This window comes from Pseudomonas sp. GW821-FHT05D12 (assembly GCF_059419825.1).
Genome location: NZ_JBWKSN010000001.1, coordinates 538935 through 556677, shown reverse-complemented (window position 1 = coordinate 556677; position 17743 = coordinate 538935). Strand labels below are relative to the sequence as shown.

Annotated in this window: 19 protein-coding genes, 1 tRNA gene and 1 pseudogene; 6 read left to right on the top strand and 15 right to left on the bottom strand. The window is 57.4% G+C overall.

Annotated features, from left to right (window positions below; genetic code table 11):
• Window positions 1-8: 8 nt before the first annotated feature.
• From AC07SI_RS02620 to AC07SI_RS02555, 14 genes and pseudogenes are all read right to left on the bottom strand, one after another.
• Window positions 9-401, bottom strand: a complete 393-nt coding sequence (locus AC07SI_RS02620) for a type III secretion protein (protein ID WP_495005014.1) — start codon at window positions 399-401, stop codon at window positions 9-11.
• A gap of 304 nt (window positions 402-705) precedes the next feature.
• Window positions 706-1298, bottom strand: a pseudogene (gene sctL, locus AC07SI_RS02615) (type III secretion system stator protein SctL).
• On the bottom strand, window positions 1276-1857 hold the full coding sequence (locus AC07SI_RS02610) for a type III secretion protein (RefSeq protein ID WP_495005013.1): 582 nt from the start codon (window positions 1855-1857) through the stop codon (window positions 1276-1278). Before AC07SI_RS02610 ends, sctL begins: the two are co-directional and overlap by 23 nt.
• Window positions 1858-1870: 13 nt before the next feature.
• Window positions 1871-2671, bottom strand: a complete 801-nt coding sequence (sctJ, locus tag AC07SI_RS02605) for a type III secretion system inner membrane ring lipoprotein SctJ (protein ID WP_495005012.1) — start codon at window positions 2669-2671, stop codon at window positions 1871-1873.
• A gap of 489 nt (window positions 2672-3160) precedes the next feature.
• Window positions 3161-3361 (bottom strand): hypothetical protein, encoded by a 201-nt coding sequence (locus tag AC07SI_RS02600; RefSeq protein ID WP_495005011.1) that lies wholly within the window; start codon window positions 3359-3361, stop codon window positions 3161-3163.
• 276 nt (window positions 3362-3637) lie between these two features.
• A complete protein-coding gene (locus tag AC07SI_RS02595) occupies window positions 3638-4561 on the bottom strand; it encodes a sigma 54-interacting transcriptional regulator (RefSeq protein WP_495005010.1) in 924 nt (307 codons plus the stop codon).
• Window positions 4562-4879: 318 nt separating this feature from the next.
• Window positions 4880-5980 (bottom strand): redox-regulated ATPase YchF, encoded by a 1101-nt coding sequence (gene ychF, locus AC07SI_RS02590; protein ID WP_495005009.1) that lies wholly within the window; start codon window positions 5978-5980, stop codon window positions 4880-4882.
• Between the two features lie 21 nt (window positions 5981-6001).
• Window positions 6002-6586: an aminoacyl-tRNA hydrolase gene (gene pth, locus AC07SI_RS02585; protein WP_010213318.1), complete on the bottom strand. Its 585-nt coding sequence runs from the start codon at window positions 6584-6586 to the stop codon at window positions 6002-6004.
• 167 nt (window positions 6587-6753) lie between these two features.
• Window positions 6754-7353: a 50S ribosomal protein L25/general stress protein Ctc gene (locus AC07SI_RS02580; RefSeq protein ID WP_065900493.1), complete on the bottom strand. Its 600-nt coding sequence runs from the start codon at window positions 7351-7353 to the stop codon at window positions 6754-6756.
• A 139-nt stretch (window positions 7354-7492) separates the two neighbouring features.
• Window positions 7493-8434 carry a ribose-phosphate pyrophosphokinase gene (locus tag AC07SI_RS02575; protein ID WP_003208392.1) on the bottom strand — a complete coding sequence of 314 codons (942 nt, stop codon included), beginning with the start codon at window positions 8432-8434 and terminating at the stop codon, window positions 7493-7495.
• Window positions 8435-8480: 46 nt separating this feature from the next.
• A tRNA-Gln gene (locus AC07SI_RS02570) sits at window positions 8481-8555 on the bottom strand.
• Between the two features lie 37 nt (window positions 8556-8592).
• Window positions 8593-9441: a 4-(cytidine 5'-diphospho)-2-C-methyl-D-erythritol kinase gene (ispE, locus tag AC07SI_RS02565; protein ID WP_106805204.1), complete on the bottom strand. Its 849-nt coding sequence runs from the start codon at window positions 9439-9441 to the stop codon at window positions 8593-8595.
• 1 nt (window position 9442) lies between these two features.
• Window positions 9443-10060, bottom strand: coding sequence for a lipoprotein insertase outer membrane protein LolB (gene lolB / locus AC07SI_RS02560; protein WP_495005008.1), 618 nt, complete (start codon window positions 10058-10060; stop codon window positions 9443-9445).
• A gap of 4 nt (window positions 10061-10064) precedes the next feature.
• On the bottom strand, window positions 10065-11789 hold the full coding sequence (locus tag AC07SI_RS02555; RefSeq protein ID WP_065900496.1) for a tetratricopeptide repeat protein: 1725 nt from the start codon (window positions 11787-11789) through the stop codon (window positions 10065-10067).
• Window positions 11790-11971: 182 nt separating this feature from the next.
• On the opposite strand from AC07SI_RS02555, the gene hemA reads away from it, so the two are divergent.
• From hemA to AC07SI_RS02525, 6 genes are all read left to right on the top strand, one after another.
• Entirely contained in the window at window positions 11972-13261 is a 1290-nt protein-coding gene (gene hemA, locus AC07SI_RS02550; RefSeq protein ID WP_065900498.1) for a glutamyl-tRNA reductase, read from the top strand.
• Window positions 13258-14340, top strand: a complete 1083-nt coding sequence (prfA, locus tag AC07SI_RS02545; RefSeq protein WP_012722110.1) for a peptide chain release factor 1 — start codon at window positions 13258-13260, stop codon at window positions 14338-14340. The genes hemA and prfA overlap by 4 nt, the downstream gene beginning before the upstream one ends.
• Entirely contained in the window at window positions 14341-15171 is an 831-nt protein-coding gene (prmC, locus tag AC07SI_RS02540) for a peptide chain release factor N(5)-glutamine methyltransferase (protein WP_495005007.1), read from the top strand.
• On the top strand, window positions 15165-15920 hold the full coding sequence (gene moeB, locus AC07SI_RS02535; protein ID WP_065900502.1) for a molybdopterin-synthase adenylyltransferase MoeB: 756 nt from the start codon (window positions 15165-15167) through the stop codon (window positions 15918-15920). Before prmC ends, moeB begins: the two co-directional genes overlap by 7 nt.
• The gene (gene murI / locus AC07SI_RS02530; protein WP_495005006.1) at window positions 15913-16707 is read left to right on the top strand and encodes a glutamate racemase; all 795 of its coding nucleotides are present in this window, start codon (window positions 15913-15915) and stop codon (window positions 16705-16707) included. The genes moeB and murI overlap by 8 nt, the downstream gene beginning before the upstream one ends.
• Window positions 16708-16818: 111 nt before the next feature.
• The gene (locus AC07SI_RS02525; protein WP_065900506.1) at window positions 16819-17337 is read left to right on the top strand and encodes an acyloxyacyl hydrolase; all 519 of its coding nucleotides are present in this window, start codon (window positions 16819-16821) and stop codon (window positions 17335-17337) included.
• Between the two features lie 52 nt (window positions 17338-17389).
• Here AC07SI_RS02525 and AC07SI_RS02520 read toward each other — a convergent pair whose 3' ends face one another.
• On the bottom strand, window positions 17390-17695 hold the full coding sequence (locus AC07SI_RS02520) for a YkgJ family cysteine cluster protein (protein ID WP_065900507.1): 306 nt from the start codon (window positions 17693-17695) through the stop codon (window positions 17390-17392).
• Window positions 17696-17743: the final 48 nt, after the last annotated feature.

Here is a 17743-nt window from a genome sequence, read left to right as displayed (position 1 = left end):
TTCTCTGGTTAGTACGAGAGTGAACGTAGCGAGGTGGATTTAAGGTTTTGCGCGGGGCGAGCAGCGCGGGCAAACGTGGCACGCCATGTGTCTCGTTGGTTGAGCAGGCTTTCGAGACAATCGAGCACGTGTTGTTTTCCCTGCCCGCTTCGCAAGGTTTGGATCAACCAGAGCGCACCACTGTCTGCTTTTTGACTCAATACGCCCTGAAAAAAAGCCAGGCTGGCTGCGCCTAGGCGCAGCCAATTTTGCAAGGTCGTGTTGTCTGAACGGCTAGCGGTCAGTTGAGCCCCCAATAGAATGAAGTCTCCTTGACGTCTTAAAGTAATTTCGTCCTCGCCCTCAAATAAATCGAGGGAATCTGCATGACTGTCCAACCAAGTAAAGACCAAGTCTTTCATTTTACTGAAAGCTTTCAAAGCAGTGTTTTAAACACTGATGCTCAACGCGAAGGTTATCAATGTAAAGCGAGTTGGAAACTGTCATTAGCTCGGCTAACTTATAGAATCGTTCTGCATCCTCTACACTCTTCGTCCCATCGATAGGGAATGAGTCAAAGTCTTTATAGGAGGACTTTGCGTATTTGAGGGCTTGCTCTGAAATCGATTTTGAGGAGTGCATGGGTTTCCTTTAGTTTCATTGTTAAGGTATTCGTTGGCCGATGAGTTTTGCCGCTACGCGGTTACAATTTTACGTCTGCAGATATTAGACATCGATTCGAAACGCTTCGCCTTGTTTGAAAAAAGTACCAAGCATTGAGCTCCAACTGATGCGAAAGTCTCCCTCATCAGTTTTTAATATCAGTGTTTGAGATGCAATCGTCTCATCAGCATGAAGTTTCCAGGCGGTGGTTGTATAAGAGGCAAGGTATTTTTTTATCTGTTCGAAGTCATGCGAGTTGCAGAGCAGGGTTGCGCTGACCTCCGGGATTTGAATCGCTAGAAGTTGCTTTAAAAGAGCCGTCAGCCTACTGGAGGCTACCGTCTCATCAAGCAGGTGGCGAATAGCCTCATTGGTAACCGAGTTGGCATATTGTTCGAGTTTGTCGCACATGGCTTGACGGTCGCGCTCCCACCGTTTGAGTTGAGCATTAGCGCGTTGCCATATTTCCAGCGAAGTCTCCTCATGCAACGCTTCGCATTTTTTTTTGTCAGGCTCAGCAGTTGTTCGGCTTGCGCACTGGCGTTTTTCAATAGATGGTCAGCCTGCTTCCAGTTTGCAAGTTCTTCCCGTGGAATCAGGCTGCATGACAACCTGGGCGCATCCTTGAACAGCTCAATGGTGCGTCGGCATAACATTACTGATCTCCTGGTGCGTTTGAGTCGGGCGGATCGGCTCACCTGATAATGACGTGGCACGCCAGACCACGGCCTGCCAGAGCGTATCTAGTCGGTTGTTTGCGTTCTCAAGACGCAGATGTCTTTTTTCAATCCCACGCGTCCGTTCACGGGAGAAGCGCAACCTGAGGCGCTGCCAGATCGGGGGGGCAAGCCAGCTATGGAGCAGGTGTAAAGGATCCGCATCGGGCGCCAGCATGGCCGGGGGCAGAGCCTTGGAAAGACGTACGCACCACAGGTGATGGCTGTCGCTCAAAGCGGACGTAGTTTCAGGATTGAAGGTGTCGTGAACCAGTGTCAGCGCTAGGTTGAGTTCTTCATTTGAAGCAAGGGCCAGTCGCAGTGCGGTTGAGTGGGGTGGAGGAGGTAAACAGGCCGCCACACCCAAGAAGTCACCCGGCATCATCAGTCTGCCCTGGCAAAGTTCGTCAATTGCAGTGTGTGGGCCGCTCCGCCAGTCTTCATGGGCGTACTTCCAAGGGAATGCCCACCATTGAGCCCAGGCCAACTGCTCATTCATTGAGTGGTCAACCCTAAGCGTCATGAGCCTGTCCGCTTGATTGGCTGACTACAGGCGACTCTTGTCCAAAACGATGACGTCGACGGTAAATGAATACTGCTGCGACCGCTGTCGCTATGGCCCCGAGCATAAAAACAACGAGGCTGTTTTGCCAAAAAACGAGATCCTCGCCGGGTATCAGGAAAGGGCCGAAATACACCAAGCGTTGCTGCTCCTTATAAGTGGTGGCGGGCACAAATATAACGGTAAGTTTTCGCGGGTTATCCATCGCTATGGTCATGCCTGGAATACTGCTTGCTACCATCCTGCGAACGCGTGCGTTGATGTTATCTGGGTCCATGCGTGAGTCATGTTTTATGAACACTGAAGCGGATGCGGGCTGGACCGGCTCACCTGGCGCGATGCGTTCCGGCAGCACCACGTGTACTCGGGCAACAATGACACCGTCAATGTTAGAAAGCGTAGCTTCAAGCTCTTGTGACAGGGCATAGATGTAGCGTGCCCGCTCTTCCAATGGCGTTGAGATAACTCCCTCTTTGCGAAATGTATCGCCCATCGTCGTTCTGGCCACTCGAGGCAGGCCAACGGCTTCCAATGTTCGTACTGCGCGTCCGATGTCGTTTGTGTTTACCGTCACGACGACACCATCTTTGGCCGGTTTTTTTTGTGCGCGAATGTGTTTATCTGCCAATTCTGCTATGACCTCATTGGCTTCTTGCTCAGAGAGTTGGCGATGAAGTTCGACACGGTCGCTGCAACCGTTCAACACAAGTACAATAGCCAAAAGTAGTGCGACAGACAAAAAGTTATTCATTTAGCATCATTGTAAGTTTGATATTTTGTCGATGCCTTGAGTCGTCTTGGCAAGGCACTTTACTAACAGTTGGGACGTCAGTTGGACATTGGAAAGAAGACTTGGGTATTTTCTGAATTTCTCTATGTCTAATTCGTTGCTGGTTGACTTCAGGAGATTCGCCATGTGTTTTTTTGAGTTTCTTAAGTGCGCTAAGGCATCTGTCAACACAGGGGACATATAGCGGGCAGCGGTCGGTGCGCTTGCCCCGGGCGCGTGTTCGAGAAGGGATGTAAAAAAACAGGAATCTCTGCTGCATATCGGCTCATCTCGTGTTGCATGGGCGGTATTGACAGCGGTATCGTCGGTGGAATCTACGTATGTTTCTAATTTCATAGAATACCTGTTGGATAAGCGTCTGCAGGAGATTTTTATGAGGAGTATTAGTGAAAACTAAAATTTGAATTGAGGGTACCTCTCGGGCTGATATGCCCGAGAGGTAAGTCGCCTTTATTGGAAGCTTTTGGCTGCCTGGTTGATACCAGATTTCAGTTTGGCGTCGAGTTGCTTCTTGGTGGTGTAGTCGTTGATTGCTTCACCCTTCTGAAAGTTGTCCTCAGCAGCACTAAGGATGGAATTTGTATTCTGAGATATTGGGTTGTTAGCTCCGTAATTTTGGGTTGGTCCAAAATAATTTCCGATTGTGCTCATGAAATGCTCCAGATATTAATATTCAAGGGTCATTGATTGGCCGATGGTCGAGATGAGAGGGGAGTTCAGGTTTCCTTTCGAATTAACCTCGGCACTGGATAAGTGGCATGCCGGGAGGAAGTTGTTCCATTTAATTATTGGGCTAAATGTTTCTAGATGTTTTGGCATTCAGGGGGCGGTTATTTTTTCTTGAACCATTGACGTAACGTATGCGTGATGCGCATGTATAACCATTACTGGTTGCAGGAAAATATTGCTTTTTGAAAGCAGACAGCTTTACCCCTGCGATATCTCCAGTTGTTTCATCCGGTAGTACAACGTGCGCCTGGCGACTCCCAGCTCCACCGCAACTGTATTTACACAGTGCTGATGGCGGTGCAGCGATTCTTCTATCAATGCCTTTTCAATTTGTTGCAAGCGCTCCTTAAGGCTTGCCTGGGCTTCTTGTTGGCTGCTCACGGTGAGGGAGAGCGGTGGCAAGCCCAACACGAACCGTTTGGCCGTTGACCGTAGTTCACGCACATTGCCGCGCCAGGTGTGGCGTAGCAGTTGTTGCAGCAGCTCGTCCGAAGGCGGTGGGGCGGTGCATTTGAAGTGGTCTGCTTCTTGCCGGATCATTTCCAGGAACAACGGAATGATGCGCTCGCGTCGCTCCCGCAGTGCCGGGAGCTGAATATTCACGACGTTCAGGCGAAAATACAGGTCACACCTGAAGGTGCCGTGTTCGACCATCTGGTGAAGCGAGTGCTGGGCAGACGCAATGACGCGCATATCCACAGGGATGAAACGGGTCGAACCCAGGCGCTCCACACCGCGTGATTCCAGCACGCGTAGCAGTTTGGTCTGCAGGTTCAATGGCATGCTGTCGATCTCATCAAGGTAGAGCGTACCCAGGTGGGCTGCCTCGACGAAACCTGCCCTGGATTGCATCGCCCCGGTATAGGCGCCGCTGTTGACGCCGAACAATTGGCTTTCCGCGAGGCTTTCCGGGATGGCTGCACAGTTCACCGGAACAAAATTACCTCGCCGTCCCGATAGACGATGAATCCGTTGTGCTAGCGTATCTTTGCCTGTGCCGGTTTCCCCCAGTAACAAAATGTCAATGTTGAGGGTAGCCGTGTTGTTTAGTGTGTTTTCAATATCCGGGCCTTCGATGAGTGAAAATGCCGTTTCATTTTCCATGTTGAAGGTGCCCGACATTGAAAAATGTTCCCTTCTAGCTATTACTCATTGTTAAAAGGACGTTATGCGCGCGGTGACCAGTTGCGTAGATTATAGGGGTTGTTATTCATTCTTAAAGAGGGTTTGCGGGCAATTGGTGTAGGAAAGTATCTTTCTGTTGTAGTGATGAAATCGTAGTGTTCCTGGTAGGCGCGAGGAGTGAGCAAGTCAAATAGGATAAGTCTGAAAGTATTTAATATTCTGATGTGAGCACTATATAAAATTAAATGCTTGTCCACAAAAAAGCCGATGCAATGCATCGGCTTTTTTATTGGCGGCAGGTATTAAAAGTGACGTTTACACGTTAAAACGGAAGTGCATCACATCGCCATCTTTAACAATGTATTCCTTACCTTCCAAACGCCATTTACCCGCTTCCTTGGCACCGGCCTCACCCTTGAACTGGATAAAGTCGTTGTAGGCGATCACTTCCGCGCGGATAAAGCCTTTTTCAAAGTCGGTGTGGATCACACCGGCAGCCTGTGGCGCAGTGGCGCCGACTTTTACGGTCCAGGCGCGGACTTCTTCGACACCGGCGGTAAAGTAGGTTTGCAGGTTGAGCATTTCGTAGCCGGCGCGGATCACACGGTTCAGGCCAGGCTCTTCCAGGCCCAGGGCCTCAAGGAACATGTCTTTCTCTTCGCCGTCATCCAGTTCGGCGATTTCCGCTTCGATCTTGTTGCACACCGGCACCACGATGGCGCCTTCTTCGTCGGCAATAGCCTTGACCACGTCGAGCAGAGGGTTGTTCTCGAAGCCGTCTTCAGCGACGTTGGCGATGTACATCACAGGCTTGGTGGTCAGCAGGTGGAAACCCTTGATCACGGCCTTCTCGTCAGCGCCCATGGTCTTCATCAGGCTGCGTGCCGGCTTGCCCAGGGTGAAGTGTGCGATCAACTGCTCCAGCAGGCCCTTCTGGACCACTGCATCCTTGTCGCCGCCCTTGGCGTTACGTGCGACTTTCTGCAATTGCTTCTCGCAGCTGTCGAGGTCGGCGAAGATCAGTTCCAGGTCGATGATCTCGATGTCACGCTTAGGGTCAACGCTGTTGGAGACATGGATCACGTTCTCGTCTTCAAAGCAGCGGACCACGTGGGCGATGGCATCGGTTTCACGGATGTTGGCCAAAAACTTGTTGCCCAGGCCTTCACCTTTCGACGCACCGGCAACCAGGCCCGCGATGTCGACGAATTCCATGGTAGTCGGCAGGATGCGCTTGGGATTGACGATGGCCGCCAGTGCTTCCAGGCGCGGATCCGGCATCGGCACGATGCCGCTGTTGGGTTCGATGGTGCAGAAGGGGAAGTTCTCCGCCGCAATACCGGACTTGGTCAAGGCGTTGAACAGGGTGGATTTGCCGACGTTGGGCAGGCCGACGATGCCGCAATTGAATCCCATGGTGTTTCCCCTCGGTAAGAGTCAGGCCTTCTGGCTGTGCAGGTTTTTCATCGCACGGTTCCATTCACCGGCGAAGATATCCGGCAGCACGCCGAGGGCAAAGTCGATGCTGGCATCGAGTTTTTCCTGTTCGGCGCGTGGCGCACGACCCAGGACGAAATTTGAAACCATACTGGCGACGCCTGGGTGGCCAATGCCGAGCCGCAGACGGTAGAAATTATTCTGATTGCCCAATTGCGCAATGATGTCGCGCAAGCCGTTGTGCCCGCCATGCCCGCCGCCAAGCTTGAGCTTGGCAACGCCGGGTGGCAGGTCCAGTTCGTCATGGGCCACCAGGATTTCTTCGGGTTTGATCCGGAAGAAACCCGCAAGCGCCGCGACAGCCTGGCCGCTGCGGTTCATGTAGGTGGTGGGAATCAGCAGACGAACATCCTGACCCTGATGCGAGAAGCGCCCGGTCAGGCCAAAATATTTGCGATCGGCCACCAGGTTCACACCTTGGGCATGGGCGATACGCTCAACAAAAAGGGCCCCCGCGTTATGCCGGGTCTGTTCGTATTCGGCGCCTGGATTTCCCAGGCCAACGATCAGTTTAATGGCAGTCACGACAGGGGCCCTTCCTTTGGAGTTGTGGATAACATCGCTACACCTGCGTGCGGCGAAAGTGGACGACAAGAGATCATTTACTCAAGAGTAAACGCCGCGTTATCGCCCGCTTTCTCGCTACGTTTCGGTCCGCGATGTTTCCTCAAGCTCCGGCAATACAGAGTGAATTACTCTGCAGCGCCTTCTTCAGCTTCTGGTGCAACGCGTGGAGCGTGTACGTTTGCAACAGCTTTGTCATCACCGTGAGCCAGTGCAACAAACTCAACGCCTTTAGGGGCCTTGAGGTCGGACAGGTGGATGATGTCGCCGATTTCAGCGTTAGCCAGGTCGACTTCGATGAACTCAGGCAGGTCTTTCGGCAGGCAGGACACTTCGATTTCCGAAGTAACGTGCGAGATTTCGCCGCCTTTCTTGATCGGAGCAGCTTCGCCAACGAAGTGCACTGGAACGATGGCGGTCAGTTTCTGACCGGCAACAACGCGTACAAAGTCAGCGTGCAGCACGTGGCCTTTGGCCGGGTGACGTTGCAGAGCCTTGATGATGACGTTTTGCTTGGTGCCACCAACGTTCAGTTCGATAACGTGGCTGTAGGCAGCATCGTTTTCGAGCAGTTTGGCGATTTCCTTGGCCAGCATGCTGATGGATTCAGGGGCTTTGTCGCCACCGTAAACTACAGCTGGAACCAGGCTTGCGAGACGACGCAGGCGGCGGCTCGCACCTTTCCCCAGGTCGGAACGCACTTCAGCATTCAGAGTAAAATCGTTCATGTTGTATCTCCAAAATAACCACATTCGCCCCAGCGTTTGCGACCAGCGCTAAAGGCGATATGGGCAAAAAAGCCCCGCCCCAACAGTATGCTGGGGCGGGGCGCTTTTCGTCAGTGAGGTGTTCCGACAGGTTTGACCCTTAACGGAACATCGCGCTGATCGATTCTTCGTTGCTGATACGGCGAACCGCCTCGGCAACTACCGGTGCGATATCCAGTTGACGGATACGCGAACAGGCTTGAGCTGCAGCGGACAACGGGATGGTGTTGGTCACCACCAGTTCGTCCAGCATGGAATTCTCGATGTTCTCGATCGCTCGGCCCGACAGCACAGGGTGTGTGCAGTAGGCGAAGACTTTAGCTGCACCGTGCTCTTTCAAGGCTTTGGCCGCGTGGCACAGGGTGCCGGCGGTGTCGACCATGTCATCAACCAGAATACAGGTACGCCCTTCGACATCACCGATGATATGCATCACTTCAGAGTGATTGGCTTTCTCGCGGCGTTTGTCGATGATCCCGAGATCCACGCCCAGGGATTTGGCAACAGCCCGTGCACGCACGACGCCGCCAATGTCCGGGGATACGATCATCAGGTTTTCAAAGCGCTGGTCTTCGATGTCATCCACCAGGACGGGGGAGCCGTAGATGTTATCTACCGGAATATCGAAGAACCCCTGGATTTGGTCAGCGTGCAGGTCAACCGTGAGAACACGGTCGATGCCTACCACGGTCAGCATGTCAGCTACGACTTTCGCGCTGATTGCCACACGTGCGGAACGCGGACGGCGATCCTGACGGGCATAACCAAAGTAAGGGATTACAGCTGTGATTCGAGTCGCTGAGGAGCGGCGGAAGGCATCAGCCATCACGACGAGTTCCATCAGGTTATCGTTGGTCGGAGCGCAAGTCGGCTGAATAATGAAGACGTCTTTACCGCGGACGTTTTCATTGATCTCGGCAGTAATTTCGCCGTCGGAGAATTTACCGACAGAGATGTCACCGAGAGGGATATGCAGCTGACGTACGACACGTCGAGCCAGATCGGGGTTAGCGTTCCCCGTAAAGACCATCATCTTGGACACGCGCAGTACCTAGAGGCTGAGGGTAACCTGGATGAGTATAGGAAAATGGCAGGGGCGGCTGGATTCGAACCAACGCATGGCAGGATCAAAACCTGCTGCCTTACCGCTTGGCGACGCCCCTGTATCTGTTGCAACGAGTACCCAGTACTCGGTTCCTTTTAGAGCAGACTTTGCAGCTTGCGATGCAACATCGAAACGTTGCTTCCCTTTGCTACAAACCCTGTAAGGGTCTCTGTAAGAAGGGCCGAGACTTTATCAGCTTCAGCTTTGCTTGGGAAGCCCCCAAACACACAACTTCCAGTGCCGGTTAATTTTGCTTCGGTAAATTTACCTAACAAATTCAAAGCGTTACGTACCTCTGGATAACGCCTTGCTACAACCGGTAAGCAGTCATTTCGACTGTTTCCCTTGGGAACGGGGCGCACTTTAATGGGAGGAGAGTTACGTGTCAACAGTGGATCTGAAAAAATTTCTGCTGTACTTACAGATACTTGCGGAACAAGCACGACATACCACGGCTCTTCGGGGTATTCGGGGCTGAGTTTCTCGCCCACGCCCTCGGCAAAAGCCGCGTGTCCACGCACGAAAACCGGCACGTCGGCCCCCAGCGTCAGGCCCAGCGCAGCCAGGCGATCGTGGTCCCAGCCGAGCTGCCACAAGTGGTTCAGACCCAGCAGCGTGGTCGCGGCATTCGAGCTGCCGCCACCGATCCCGCCGCCCATGGGCAAAATTTTATCGATCCAGATATCGATGCCCAGCGTGCAGCCGGATTGTTCCTGAAGTTTTTTTGCCGCCTTCACGATCAGGTTGCTGTCGTGGGGCACGCCTTCGAATTCGGTGTGCAGCTGGATCACGCCATCGTCGCGTACGGCGAAGGTCAGTTCATCGCCGTAGTCGAGAAATTGAAACAGTGTCTGCAGTTCGTGGTAGCCGTCTTCGCGACGTCCGAGAATGTGCAGCATCAGATTGAGTTTGGCCGGGGAGGGCAGGGTCAGGCGTTCGGTCACGTCATTGCCCCAACTTGCGCGGCTGCCATTCCTTGATCACCAGCGTGACGTCAAGGTCGGTGCCGTGCAGCTTGATGCGCTCGGGCAGCCAATAGCCGTTCTGCTGCACGTAGCTCAGGTATTCGACCTGCCAGCCATCCTGCTCCAGGGAGGCCAGGCGGCTGTCGCCGTTGAGGCTCAGGCGGCTTTTGCTGTCGGGCGCGGGCAAGCCGCGCACCCACCACACCAGGTGGGATACCGGCAGCTTCCAGCCCATCTGCTGTTCCAGCAATTCTTCCGGTGAGGTCGCTTCATAGCGGCCCTGGTTGGCCACTTCAAGGCTGACCTGCCCAGGTCGGCCGGTCAGGCGGGCAGCGCCTCGACCCAACGGACCGGACAGGCGAATGTCGTAGTAGTCCTGGCGTTGCAGCCAGAACAGGGTGCCGCTGCCGGAGTCTTTCGGCGCGCGAACCCCGACCTTGCCGTCGATTTGCCAGCCGTCGATGCTGCTGAGCTGGTCCTTGTGTTGTTTCCATTGCGCCGGGTTGCCCTGGCCCTCAACGGATTCTCGGCTGCCCATGCCCGCGCAACCGGCGAGCAAGGCGATGAAGCTGAAAACGATAACGTGGCGCAAGAACATAAGCTTAAAGGGTCTCGGATCCGGTCAGGCGCTTGATGGTGCCGCGCAGGATGGGGCTTTCGGGTTGTTCCTTGAGGAATTTCTCCCAGACTTGCCGGGCTTCGCGCTGCTTGCCATTGGCCCACAGCACTTCGCCCAGGTGCGCGGCGACTTCCTGGTCGGGAAAGCGCTCCAGCGCCTGGCGCAGCAAGCGTTCGGCTTCGTCCAGGTTGCCCAGGCGGTAATTCACCCAGCCGAGGCTGTCGAGCACCGCCGGGTCTTCCGGGTTGAGCTTGTGGGCTTGTTCGATCAGGACCTTGGCTTCGTCGTAGCGCGTGGTGCGGTCGGACAAGGTGTAGCCCAGGGCATTCAGGGCCATGGCGTTGTCAGGGTCGCGCTTGATGATCAGGCGCAGGTCTTTTTCCATCTGCACCAGGTCATTGCGTTTTTCCGCCTGCATGGCGCGTGTGTACAGCAGGTTCAAATCGTCAGGAAATTGCAACAAGGCTTGTTGCAGCACCTTCCAGGCGCGCTCGCCCTGATTGTTGGCGGACAAGGTCTCGGCCTGGATCAGGTAGAGCTGGATCGCATAGTCGGGTTCGGCGTCGCGGGCGGCGGCCAGGCGTTTTTCCGCCTCGTCGGTGCGCCCGTTGCTCATCAGGATGTCGGCCTGGCGCAACTGCGCCGGCAAGTAGTCATTACCCGGGCCGACCTGGGCGTATTCGAGCAGCGCAGCCTGTGGATCGTTGCGCTCTTCGGCAATACGGCCGAGGTTCAGGTGCGCCGAGTCCACATGGCTTTCCCGGGCGATCAAGTCTTCCAGGTAGCCCTTGGCCTCGTCCCAGGCCTTGGCTTCAAGGCACACCAGCGCCAGGGAGTAGCGCAGTTCGTCGTCGTCCGGGTACTGCTGGACCAGGTTGGCGAACTGCACTTTGGCGTCCTCCATCCGGTCCTGCTCCACCAGTGTGCGCGCGTAAGTCAGGCGCAGGCGCTTGTCTTCCGGATACTTCTTGATGCTTTTTTCCAGCAGCGGAATCGCTTCCTTGCCGCGATTGAGGTTCTGCAGCAGGCGCGCGCGCAACAGGATCGGCGCGATCTCGCCGTCTTCCGGCGGGTTCTGCTCCAGCAGCTTCAGCGCGGCTTCGGCTTCATCGTCCTGCTGCAGCAGCAAGGCCTTGCCGAAAATCAGCTGGCTGTTCTTCGGGTGTTTTTGCAGCAGGCGGTCGAAACTCTTCATCAGGCCATTGCGCGTGTCCTGGTCGGTGTCGGCAGCCGACAGCGCAAGGAAGTCGAAATGGGTGTCGCCCTTGCCCTGCAGGACTTTCTCCATATAGACCATGGAGTCGTCATAGCGGCCCGCGCGCGCCAGTTGGATGGCGGCGGCACGCTGCGCCTCCAGGTCGTCCGGCGCGTTTTTCGCCCAGATCAGCGACGTGTCCAGCGCAGCCTGATCGGCGCCCAGGTACTCGGCGATGCGAAACGCCCGCTCGGAAATGCCCGGATCCTGCGTGTTGATCGCCTGGGTCACGTAGTTATCCAGCGCAATGTCGAAACGATTGCGTTGCCCGGCCAGCTCCGCGCTCAGCAGGCTGAACACCGTTTCTTCACTGAATGAGGAATAAACCTTGGGCTTTTCAGGGGCGGGGGTGCTGTCTTCTACCGGCGGCGTACCGTCCGGCGACACGGGTGCCATGGCCTGGCAGCCGCTGAGGAAGACAAAAGCAAGGAGCAACGCGGAAGATCTATTCATATAGGAAGAGGACGACTAACCTGCGGTCGGATCATCATGACACAAGCCTTCGGCCAAACATAACCGAGTCTCAATGGATGCCTTTATAGACACAAGGCATTAGGACAATAGACGACGGTGGTTGTTCTGAATCTTTCGAAGTAGGACAATTGTCGGCTTCCCGACATCATCAGCGATATTGAATGGCCTTCCTCGCACTCGGTATTAACCACAAGACTGCCTCCGTAGACGTGCGCGAGCGCGTGGCGTTTACGCCCGAGCAGTTGGTTGAGGCCTTGCAGCAGCTCTGCCGGCTCACCGACAGCCGCGAAGCTGCAATCCTTTCGACCTGCAATCGCAGCGAGCTTTATATAGAGCAGGAACATCTTTCAGCGGATGTGGTACTGCGCTGGCTGGCCGATTACCACCATTTGAGCCTCGACGACCTGCGCGCCAGTGCATATGTGCATGAAGATGATGCGGCAGTTCGTCACATGATGCGCGTGGCGTCCGGCCTTGATTCGCTGGTGCTGGGCGAACCGCAGATTCTCGGCCAGATGAAGTCCGCCTACGCCGTGGCGCGTGAGGCCGGCACTGTCGGCCCGCTGCTGGGCCGCCTGTTCCAGGCCACTTTCAATTCTGCCAAGCAGGTGCGCACCGACACCGCCATCGGCGAAAACCCGGTGTCCGTGGCGTTCGCCGCCGTCAGCCTGGCCAAACAGATTTTCAGTGATTTGCAGCGCAGCCAGGCCTTGCTGATCGGCGCCGGCGAGACCATCACCCTGGTCGCCCGCCACCTGCACGACCTGGGTGTGAAGCGCATCGTCGTCGCCAACCGTACCCTGGAGCGCGCGAGCATCCTTGCCGAACAGTTCGGTGCCCACGCGGTGCTGCTGTCGGATATCCCGGCCGAGCTGGTGCGCAGCGATATCGTCATCAGCTCTACCGCCAGCCAGTTGCCGATCCTGGGCAAGGGTGCGGTGGAAAGTGCGCTGAAGCTGCGCAAGCACAAGCCGATCTTCATGGTCGATATCGCCGTTCCCCGCGATATCGAGCCCGAAGTCGGCGAGTTGGACGACGTTTACCTCTACAGCGTCGACGATCTGCACGAAGTGGTCGCCGAAAACCTCAAGAGCCGACAGGGCGCAGCCCAGGCCGCCGAGGAGATGGTCAGCACCGGCGCCGAAGATTTCATGGTGCGCCTGCGCGAACTCGCGGCAGTGGACGTGCTCAAGGCGTATCGTCAGCAAGGCGAGCGCCTGCGCGATGAGGAGTTGATCAAGGCCCAGCGCCTGCTCGCCAATGGCAGCAGCGCCGAAGAGGTGCTGATGCAACTGGCGCGCGGCCTGACCAACAAGTTGCTCCATGCACCCAGCGTACAGCTTAAAAAATTGACTGCCGAAGGCCGCCTCGATGCGTTGGCCATGGCCCAGGAACTCTTTGCCCTCGGTGAGGGCGCGTCAGACAGCTCTTCGGATAAAAAACCGCAATGAAAGCGTCACTGCTCAATAAACTGGACGTGCTCCAGGACCGTTTCGAAGAACTGACCGCTTTGCTCGGCGACGGCGAGGTCATTTCCGATCAAGCCAAGTTCCGCGCCTATTCCAAGGAATACGCCGAAGTTGAGCCTATCGTGGCCACCTACAAACACTTGACTAAAGTGCAGGCCGACCTCGAGGGCGCCCAGGCGCTGCTCAAGGACAGCGACCCGGACATGCGTGAAATGGCCGTGGAAGAAGTCCGCGAAGCCAAGGAAAAACTTGCCGAGCTGGAAGGTGACCTGCAGCGCATGTTGCTGCCCAAGGACCCCAACGACGGGCGTAACGTGTTCCTCGAGATCCGCGCTGGCACCGGCGGCGATGAGGCGGCGATCTTCTCCGGCGACCTGTTCCGCATGTACTCGCGCTACGCCGAGCGTCGTGGCTGGCGGGTCGAGATCCTGTCCGAGAACGAAGGCGAACACGGCGGCTATAAAGAAGTCATCGCGCGGGTCGAAGGCGACAACGTCTACGGCAAGCTCAAGTTCGAGTCCGGCGCGCACCGCGTGCAGCGGGTTCCGGCGACTGAATCCCAAGGTCGCATCCATACCTCCGCGTGCACCGTGGCCGTGTTGCCCGAGCCGGACGAGCAGGAAGCGATCGAGATCAACCCGGCGGACCTGCGGGTCGACACCTACCGCTCGTCGGGCGCCGGTGGCCAGCACGTCAACAAGACTGACTCGGCGATTCGTATCACTCACTTGCCGTCGGGCATCGTGGTCGAGTGCCAGGAGGAGCGTTCCCAGCACAAGAACCGTGCACGCGCCATGTCCTGGCTGTCGGCCAAGCTCAATGACCAGCAGACCAGCGCCGCCGCCAACGCAATTGCCAGCGAGCGTAAGTTGCTGGTGGGCTCGGGCGACCGTTCCGAACGCATCCGCACCTACAACTTCGCCCAGGGCCGGGTCACCGACCACCGGGTCAACCTCACCCTTTACTCCCTGGACGAGATTCTCGCCGGCGGCGTGGATGCGGTGATCGAGCCGTTGCTCGCCGAATACCAGGCCGATCAATTGGCCGCGATAGGTGAATAAATGACCATCATCGCCAGCCTGCTGCGCGCCGCCGACCTTCCCGACTCGCCTACCGCGCGCCTGGATGCCGAATTGTTGCTGGCCGCTGCCCTGGGCAAGTCGCGCAGTTACCTGCACACCTGGCCGGAAAAAATTGTCAGCAGCGAGGCCGCACTGACGTTCGCCGACTACCTGCAGCGCCGTCGTGGCGGTGAACCGGTGGCCTATATCCTCGGCCAGCAAGGCTTCTGGAAACTTGACCTAGAGGTGGCGCCTCACACGCTGATCCCGCGTCCGGAAACCGAGATGCTGGTGGAGGCGGCGCTGGAATTGTTGCCGGCCACGCCGGCCAAGGTTCTCGACCTGGGCACCGGCAGCGGCGCCATCGCACTGGCCCTGGCCAGCGAGCGCCCCGCCTGGCAGGTCACCGCCGTCGACCGAGTGCTGGAGGCCGTGGCCCTGGCCGAGCGCAATCGCCAGCGCCTGCACCTCAACAATGCCACGGTGCTGAACAGCCATTGGTTCAGTGCCCTGCAAGGTCATGCCTACGACCTGATCATCAGTAACCCGCCGTACATCGCCGACAACGATCCGCACCTGGTGGCGGGCGACGTGCGCTTTGAGCCGGCGAGTGCGCTGGTGGCGGGCCATGACGGCCTGGACGACTTGCGCTTGATCATCCGCGATGCCCCGGCCCACCTGAATGCCGGCGGCTGGTTGTTGCTGGAACACGGTTACGACCAGGCCGCGGCCGTGCGTGACCTGTTGTCCAGCCAGGGCTTCGAGGCGGTGGCCAGCCGCATCGACCTTGGCGGCCACGAACGCATTACCCTGGGACGCCGGCCGTGCTGACCGATCAGGAGCTGTTGCGCTATAGCCGACAGATTCTGTTGCAACATGTCGACATCGAAGGCCAGTTGCGCCTCAAAAACAGCCGCGCCCTGATCGTCGGCCTCGGTGGCCTGGGCGCGCCGGTGGCGCTTTACCTGGCCGCCGCCGGGGTGGGCGAATTGCACCTGGCGGATTTCGACAGCGTCGACCTGACCAATCTGCAACGCCAGATCATCCATGATACCGACAGCGTCGGGCAGACCAAGGTCGACTCGGCCCTGCGTCGCCTGGGCGCGATAAACCCCGAAATCAGCCTGGTTGCCCATCGCAGTGCGCTGGATGCCGATTCCTTGGCTGCAGCCGTGGCGGCGGTGGACGTGGTGCTCGATTGCAGTGACAACTTCTCCACCCGCGAAGCAGTCAACGCCGCCTGCGTGGCGGCGACCAAGCCGCTGGTCAGTGGCGCGGCGATTCGCCTTGAGGGCCAGTTGTCGGTGTTCGACCCGCGCCGCGCCGACAGCCCGTGCTACCACTGTTTATATGGGCACGGCAGCGACAGCGAACTCACCTGCAGCGAAGCCGGCGTGGTCGGTCCGCTGGTCGGCGTGGTCGGCAGCCTGCAGGCGCTGGAAGCCTTGAAGCTGCTGGCCGGTTTTGGCGAGCCGCTGGTGGGCCGCCTGCTACTGATCGACGCGCTGACCACACGTTTTCGCGAGTTGCGCGTCAAGCGCGACCCCGGCTGCAGCGTCTGCGGGCCGCGGCATGGTTAAGGGCGCGCCGATCGGTGTGTTCGATTCCGGTGTCGGCGGCTTGTCGGTACTGGATGAAATCCAGCAGCTGCTGCCGCATGAATCGCTGCTGTACGTGGCGGACTGCGGGCATATCCCGTACGGCGAGAAAACCCCGGGATTCATTCTTCAGCGCTCCCGGGCCGTCGCCGAGTTTTTTCGTAAGCGGGGCGCCAAGGCGTTCGTGATCGCCTGCAACACCGCCACGGTCGCGGCGGTCGCGGATTTACGCGTGGACTATCCCGAGTGGCCGCTGGTGGGGATGGAGCCTGCCGTCAAACCTGCCGCCGCCGCGACCCGCAGTGGTGTGGTCGGTGTGCTCGCTACCACCGGTACCTTGCAAAGCGCCAAGTTCGCCGCGCTACTGGATCGCTTCGCCACCGATGTACGCGTGGTCACCCAGCCTTGCCCCGGCCTGGTGGAGCTGATCGAGACCGGCGACCTGAACAGCCCGGTGTTGCGCCAACTGTTGCAGGGTTATGTCGACCCGCTGCTCAGCGTCGGCTGCGACACCATCATCCTCGGTTGTACCCACTACCCCTTCCTCAAGCCGCTGCTGGCGCAGATGCTGCCGCCCAGCATCATTCTGATCGACACCGGCGCCGCCGTGGCTCGCCAGCTGAAGCGTCTGCTCGGCGAGCGCGACCTGCTCGCCAGCGGCAATCCTCAGCCCGCACAGTTCTGGACCAGTGGCGATGTGTGTCATTTCAGAAATATCCTACCGACACTATGGAAACATCCCGGAGATGTGCGAAGCTTCAGCGCGTGAAAAATTCGTGAAATATCGTGATTCCAGGCTGAACTTCTGACACTGCGTAGGCTTCTATAGCGGGATTGCCTGTACAAAACCATATAACTTCGTTCGGAAAGGATGTTTCTTATGAAGCGCTTGTTCTGTTTGGCTGCGATTGCGGCCGCTGTGGTGGGACACTCTTTTTCGGCGCAGGCCGCTGGACTTGAGTTTGGCCTGGGGGCCACCAGTGATTCGACGCTCACTTACCGATTGGGGCTGACGTCGGATTGGGACAAGAGTTGGATGCAAAGTGATGTCGGTCGCCTGACCGGCTACTGGAGCGGTGCCTACACCTATTGGGAAGGCGACGACCGTGCAGGCGCGAGCAGCCTGTCGTTCTCTCCGGTGTTTGTGTATGAATTCGCCGGACAGTCGGTGAAGCCTTATATCGAGGCGGGGATCGGTGTGGCGGTGTTCTCCCGCACGCGCCTGGAAGACAACAACATCGGCCAGGCCTTCCAGTTCGAAGACCGCCTGGGTTTCGGCCTGCGCTTTACCGGTGGGCATGAAGTGGGCATTCGCGCCACCCACTACTCCAATGCCGGGATCAGCAGCAACAACGACGGCGTAGAGAGCTACTCGCTGCACTACACCATGCCGCTCTAAACACACATTCCTGTAGGAGCCGGCAAGCCGGCTCCTGCAGGCTGTAGTTCAATCAGCGATACGCTGTTGCAATGCCTTCGCGCTCGGTCAGGCATTCCGGCGCGCCCATCTCGAATTCCCTGCAAATCAGCGGCCGCCGCTCGTAGATCGTGCACATCATCGTGTCCCGATCCAGCGCCGCGCACCAGCCATCGTCCAGGCGCAGCATGACTTCGCCGCCCCAATCGTCCGTATCGATATAGCGCTCCGGCACGCCTGTGTCCGTGATCAGCAGCACTTCCAGCTGGCAGCAGCAGGCCGCGCACGTCGAGCAGGTAACGGCGGGTTCGGTGATTTGGGTATGGGGGATGTTGGTCATAGGCGTGCAGTGTAAGGCAAGGCGACGATGCGCGTATGACTGCTCTGA

Coding starts and splice junctions, on each gene's coding strand:
- AC07SI_RS02620 (WP_495005014.1), bottom strand. CDS start 401: ATGAAAGACTTGGTCTTTACTTGGTTGGACAGTCATGCAGATTCCCTC.
- AC07SI_RS02610 (WP_495005013.1), bottom strand. CDS start 1,857: ATGAATGAGCAGTTGGCCTGGGCTCAATGGTGGGCATTCCCTTGGAAG.
- sctJ (WP_495005012.1), bottom strand. CDS start 2,671: ATGAATAACTTTTTGTCTGTCGCACTACTTTTGGCTATTGTACTTGTG.
- AC07SI_RS02600 (WP_495005011.1), bottom strand. CDS start 3,361: ATGAGCACAATCGGAAATTATTTTGGACCAACCCAAAATTACGGAGCT.
- AC07SI_RS02595 (WP_495005010.1), bottom strand. CDS start 4,561: ATGTCGGGCACCTTCAACATGGAAAATGAAACGGCATTTTCACTCATC.
- ychF (WP_495005009.1), bottom strand. CDS start 5,980: ATGGGATTCAATTGCGGCATCGTCGGCCTGCCCAACGTCGGCAAATCC.
- AC07SI_RS02580 (WP_065900493.1), bottom strand. CDS start 7,353: ATGAACGATTTTACTCTGAATGCTGAAGTGCGTTCCGACCTGGGGAAA.
- lolB (WP_495005008.1), bottom strand. CDS start 10,060: ATGTTCTTGCGCCACGTTATCGTTTTCAGCTTCATCGCCTTGCTCGCC.
- AC07SI_RS02555 (WP_065900496.1), bottom strand. CDS start 11,789: ATGAATAGATCTTCCGCGTTGCTCCTTGCTTTTGTCTTCCTCAGCGGC.
- hemA (WP_065900498.1), top strand. CDS start 11,972: ATGGCCTTCCTCGCACTCGGTATTAACCACAAGACTGCCTCCGTAGAC.
- prfA (WP_012722110.1), top strand. CDS start 13,258: ATGAAAGCGTCACTGCTCAATAAACTGGACGTGCTCCAGGACCGTTTC.
- prmC (WP_495005007.1), top strand. CDS start 14,341: ATGACCATCATCGCCAGCCTGCTGCGCGCCGCCGACCTTCCCGACTCG.
- murI (WP_495005006.1), top strand. CDS start 15,913: ATGGTTAAGGGCGCGCCGATCGGTGTGTTCGATTCCGGTGTCGGCGGC.
- AC07SI_RS02525 (WP_065900506.1), top strand. CDS start 16,819: ATGAAGCGCTTGTTCTGTTTGGCTGCGATTGCGGCCGCTGTGGTGGGA.
- AC07SI_RS02520 (WP_065900507.1), bottom strand. CDS start 17,695: ATGACCAACATCCCCCATACCCAAATCACCGAACCCGCCGTTACCTGC.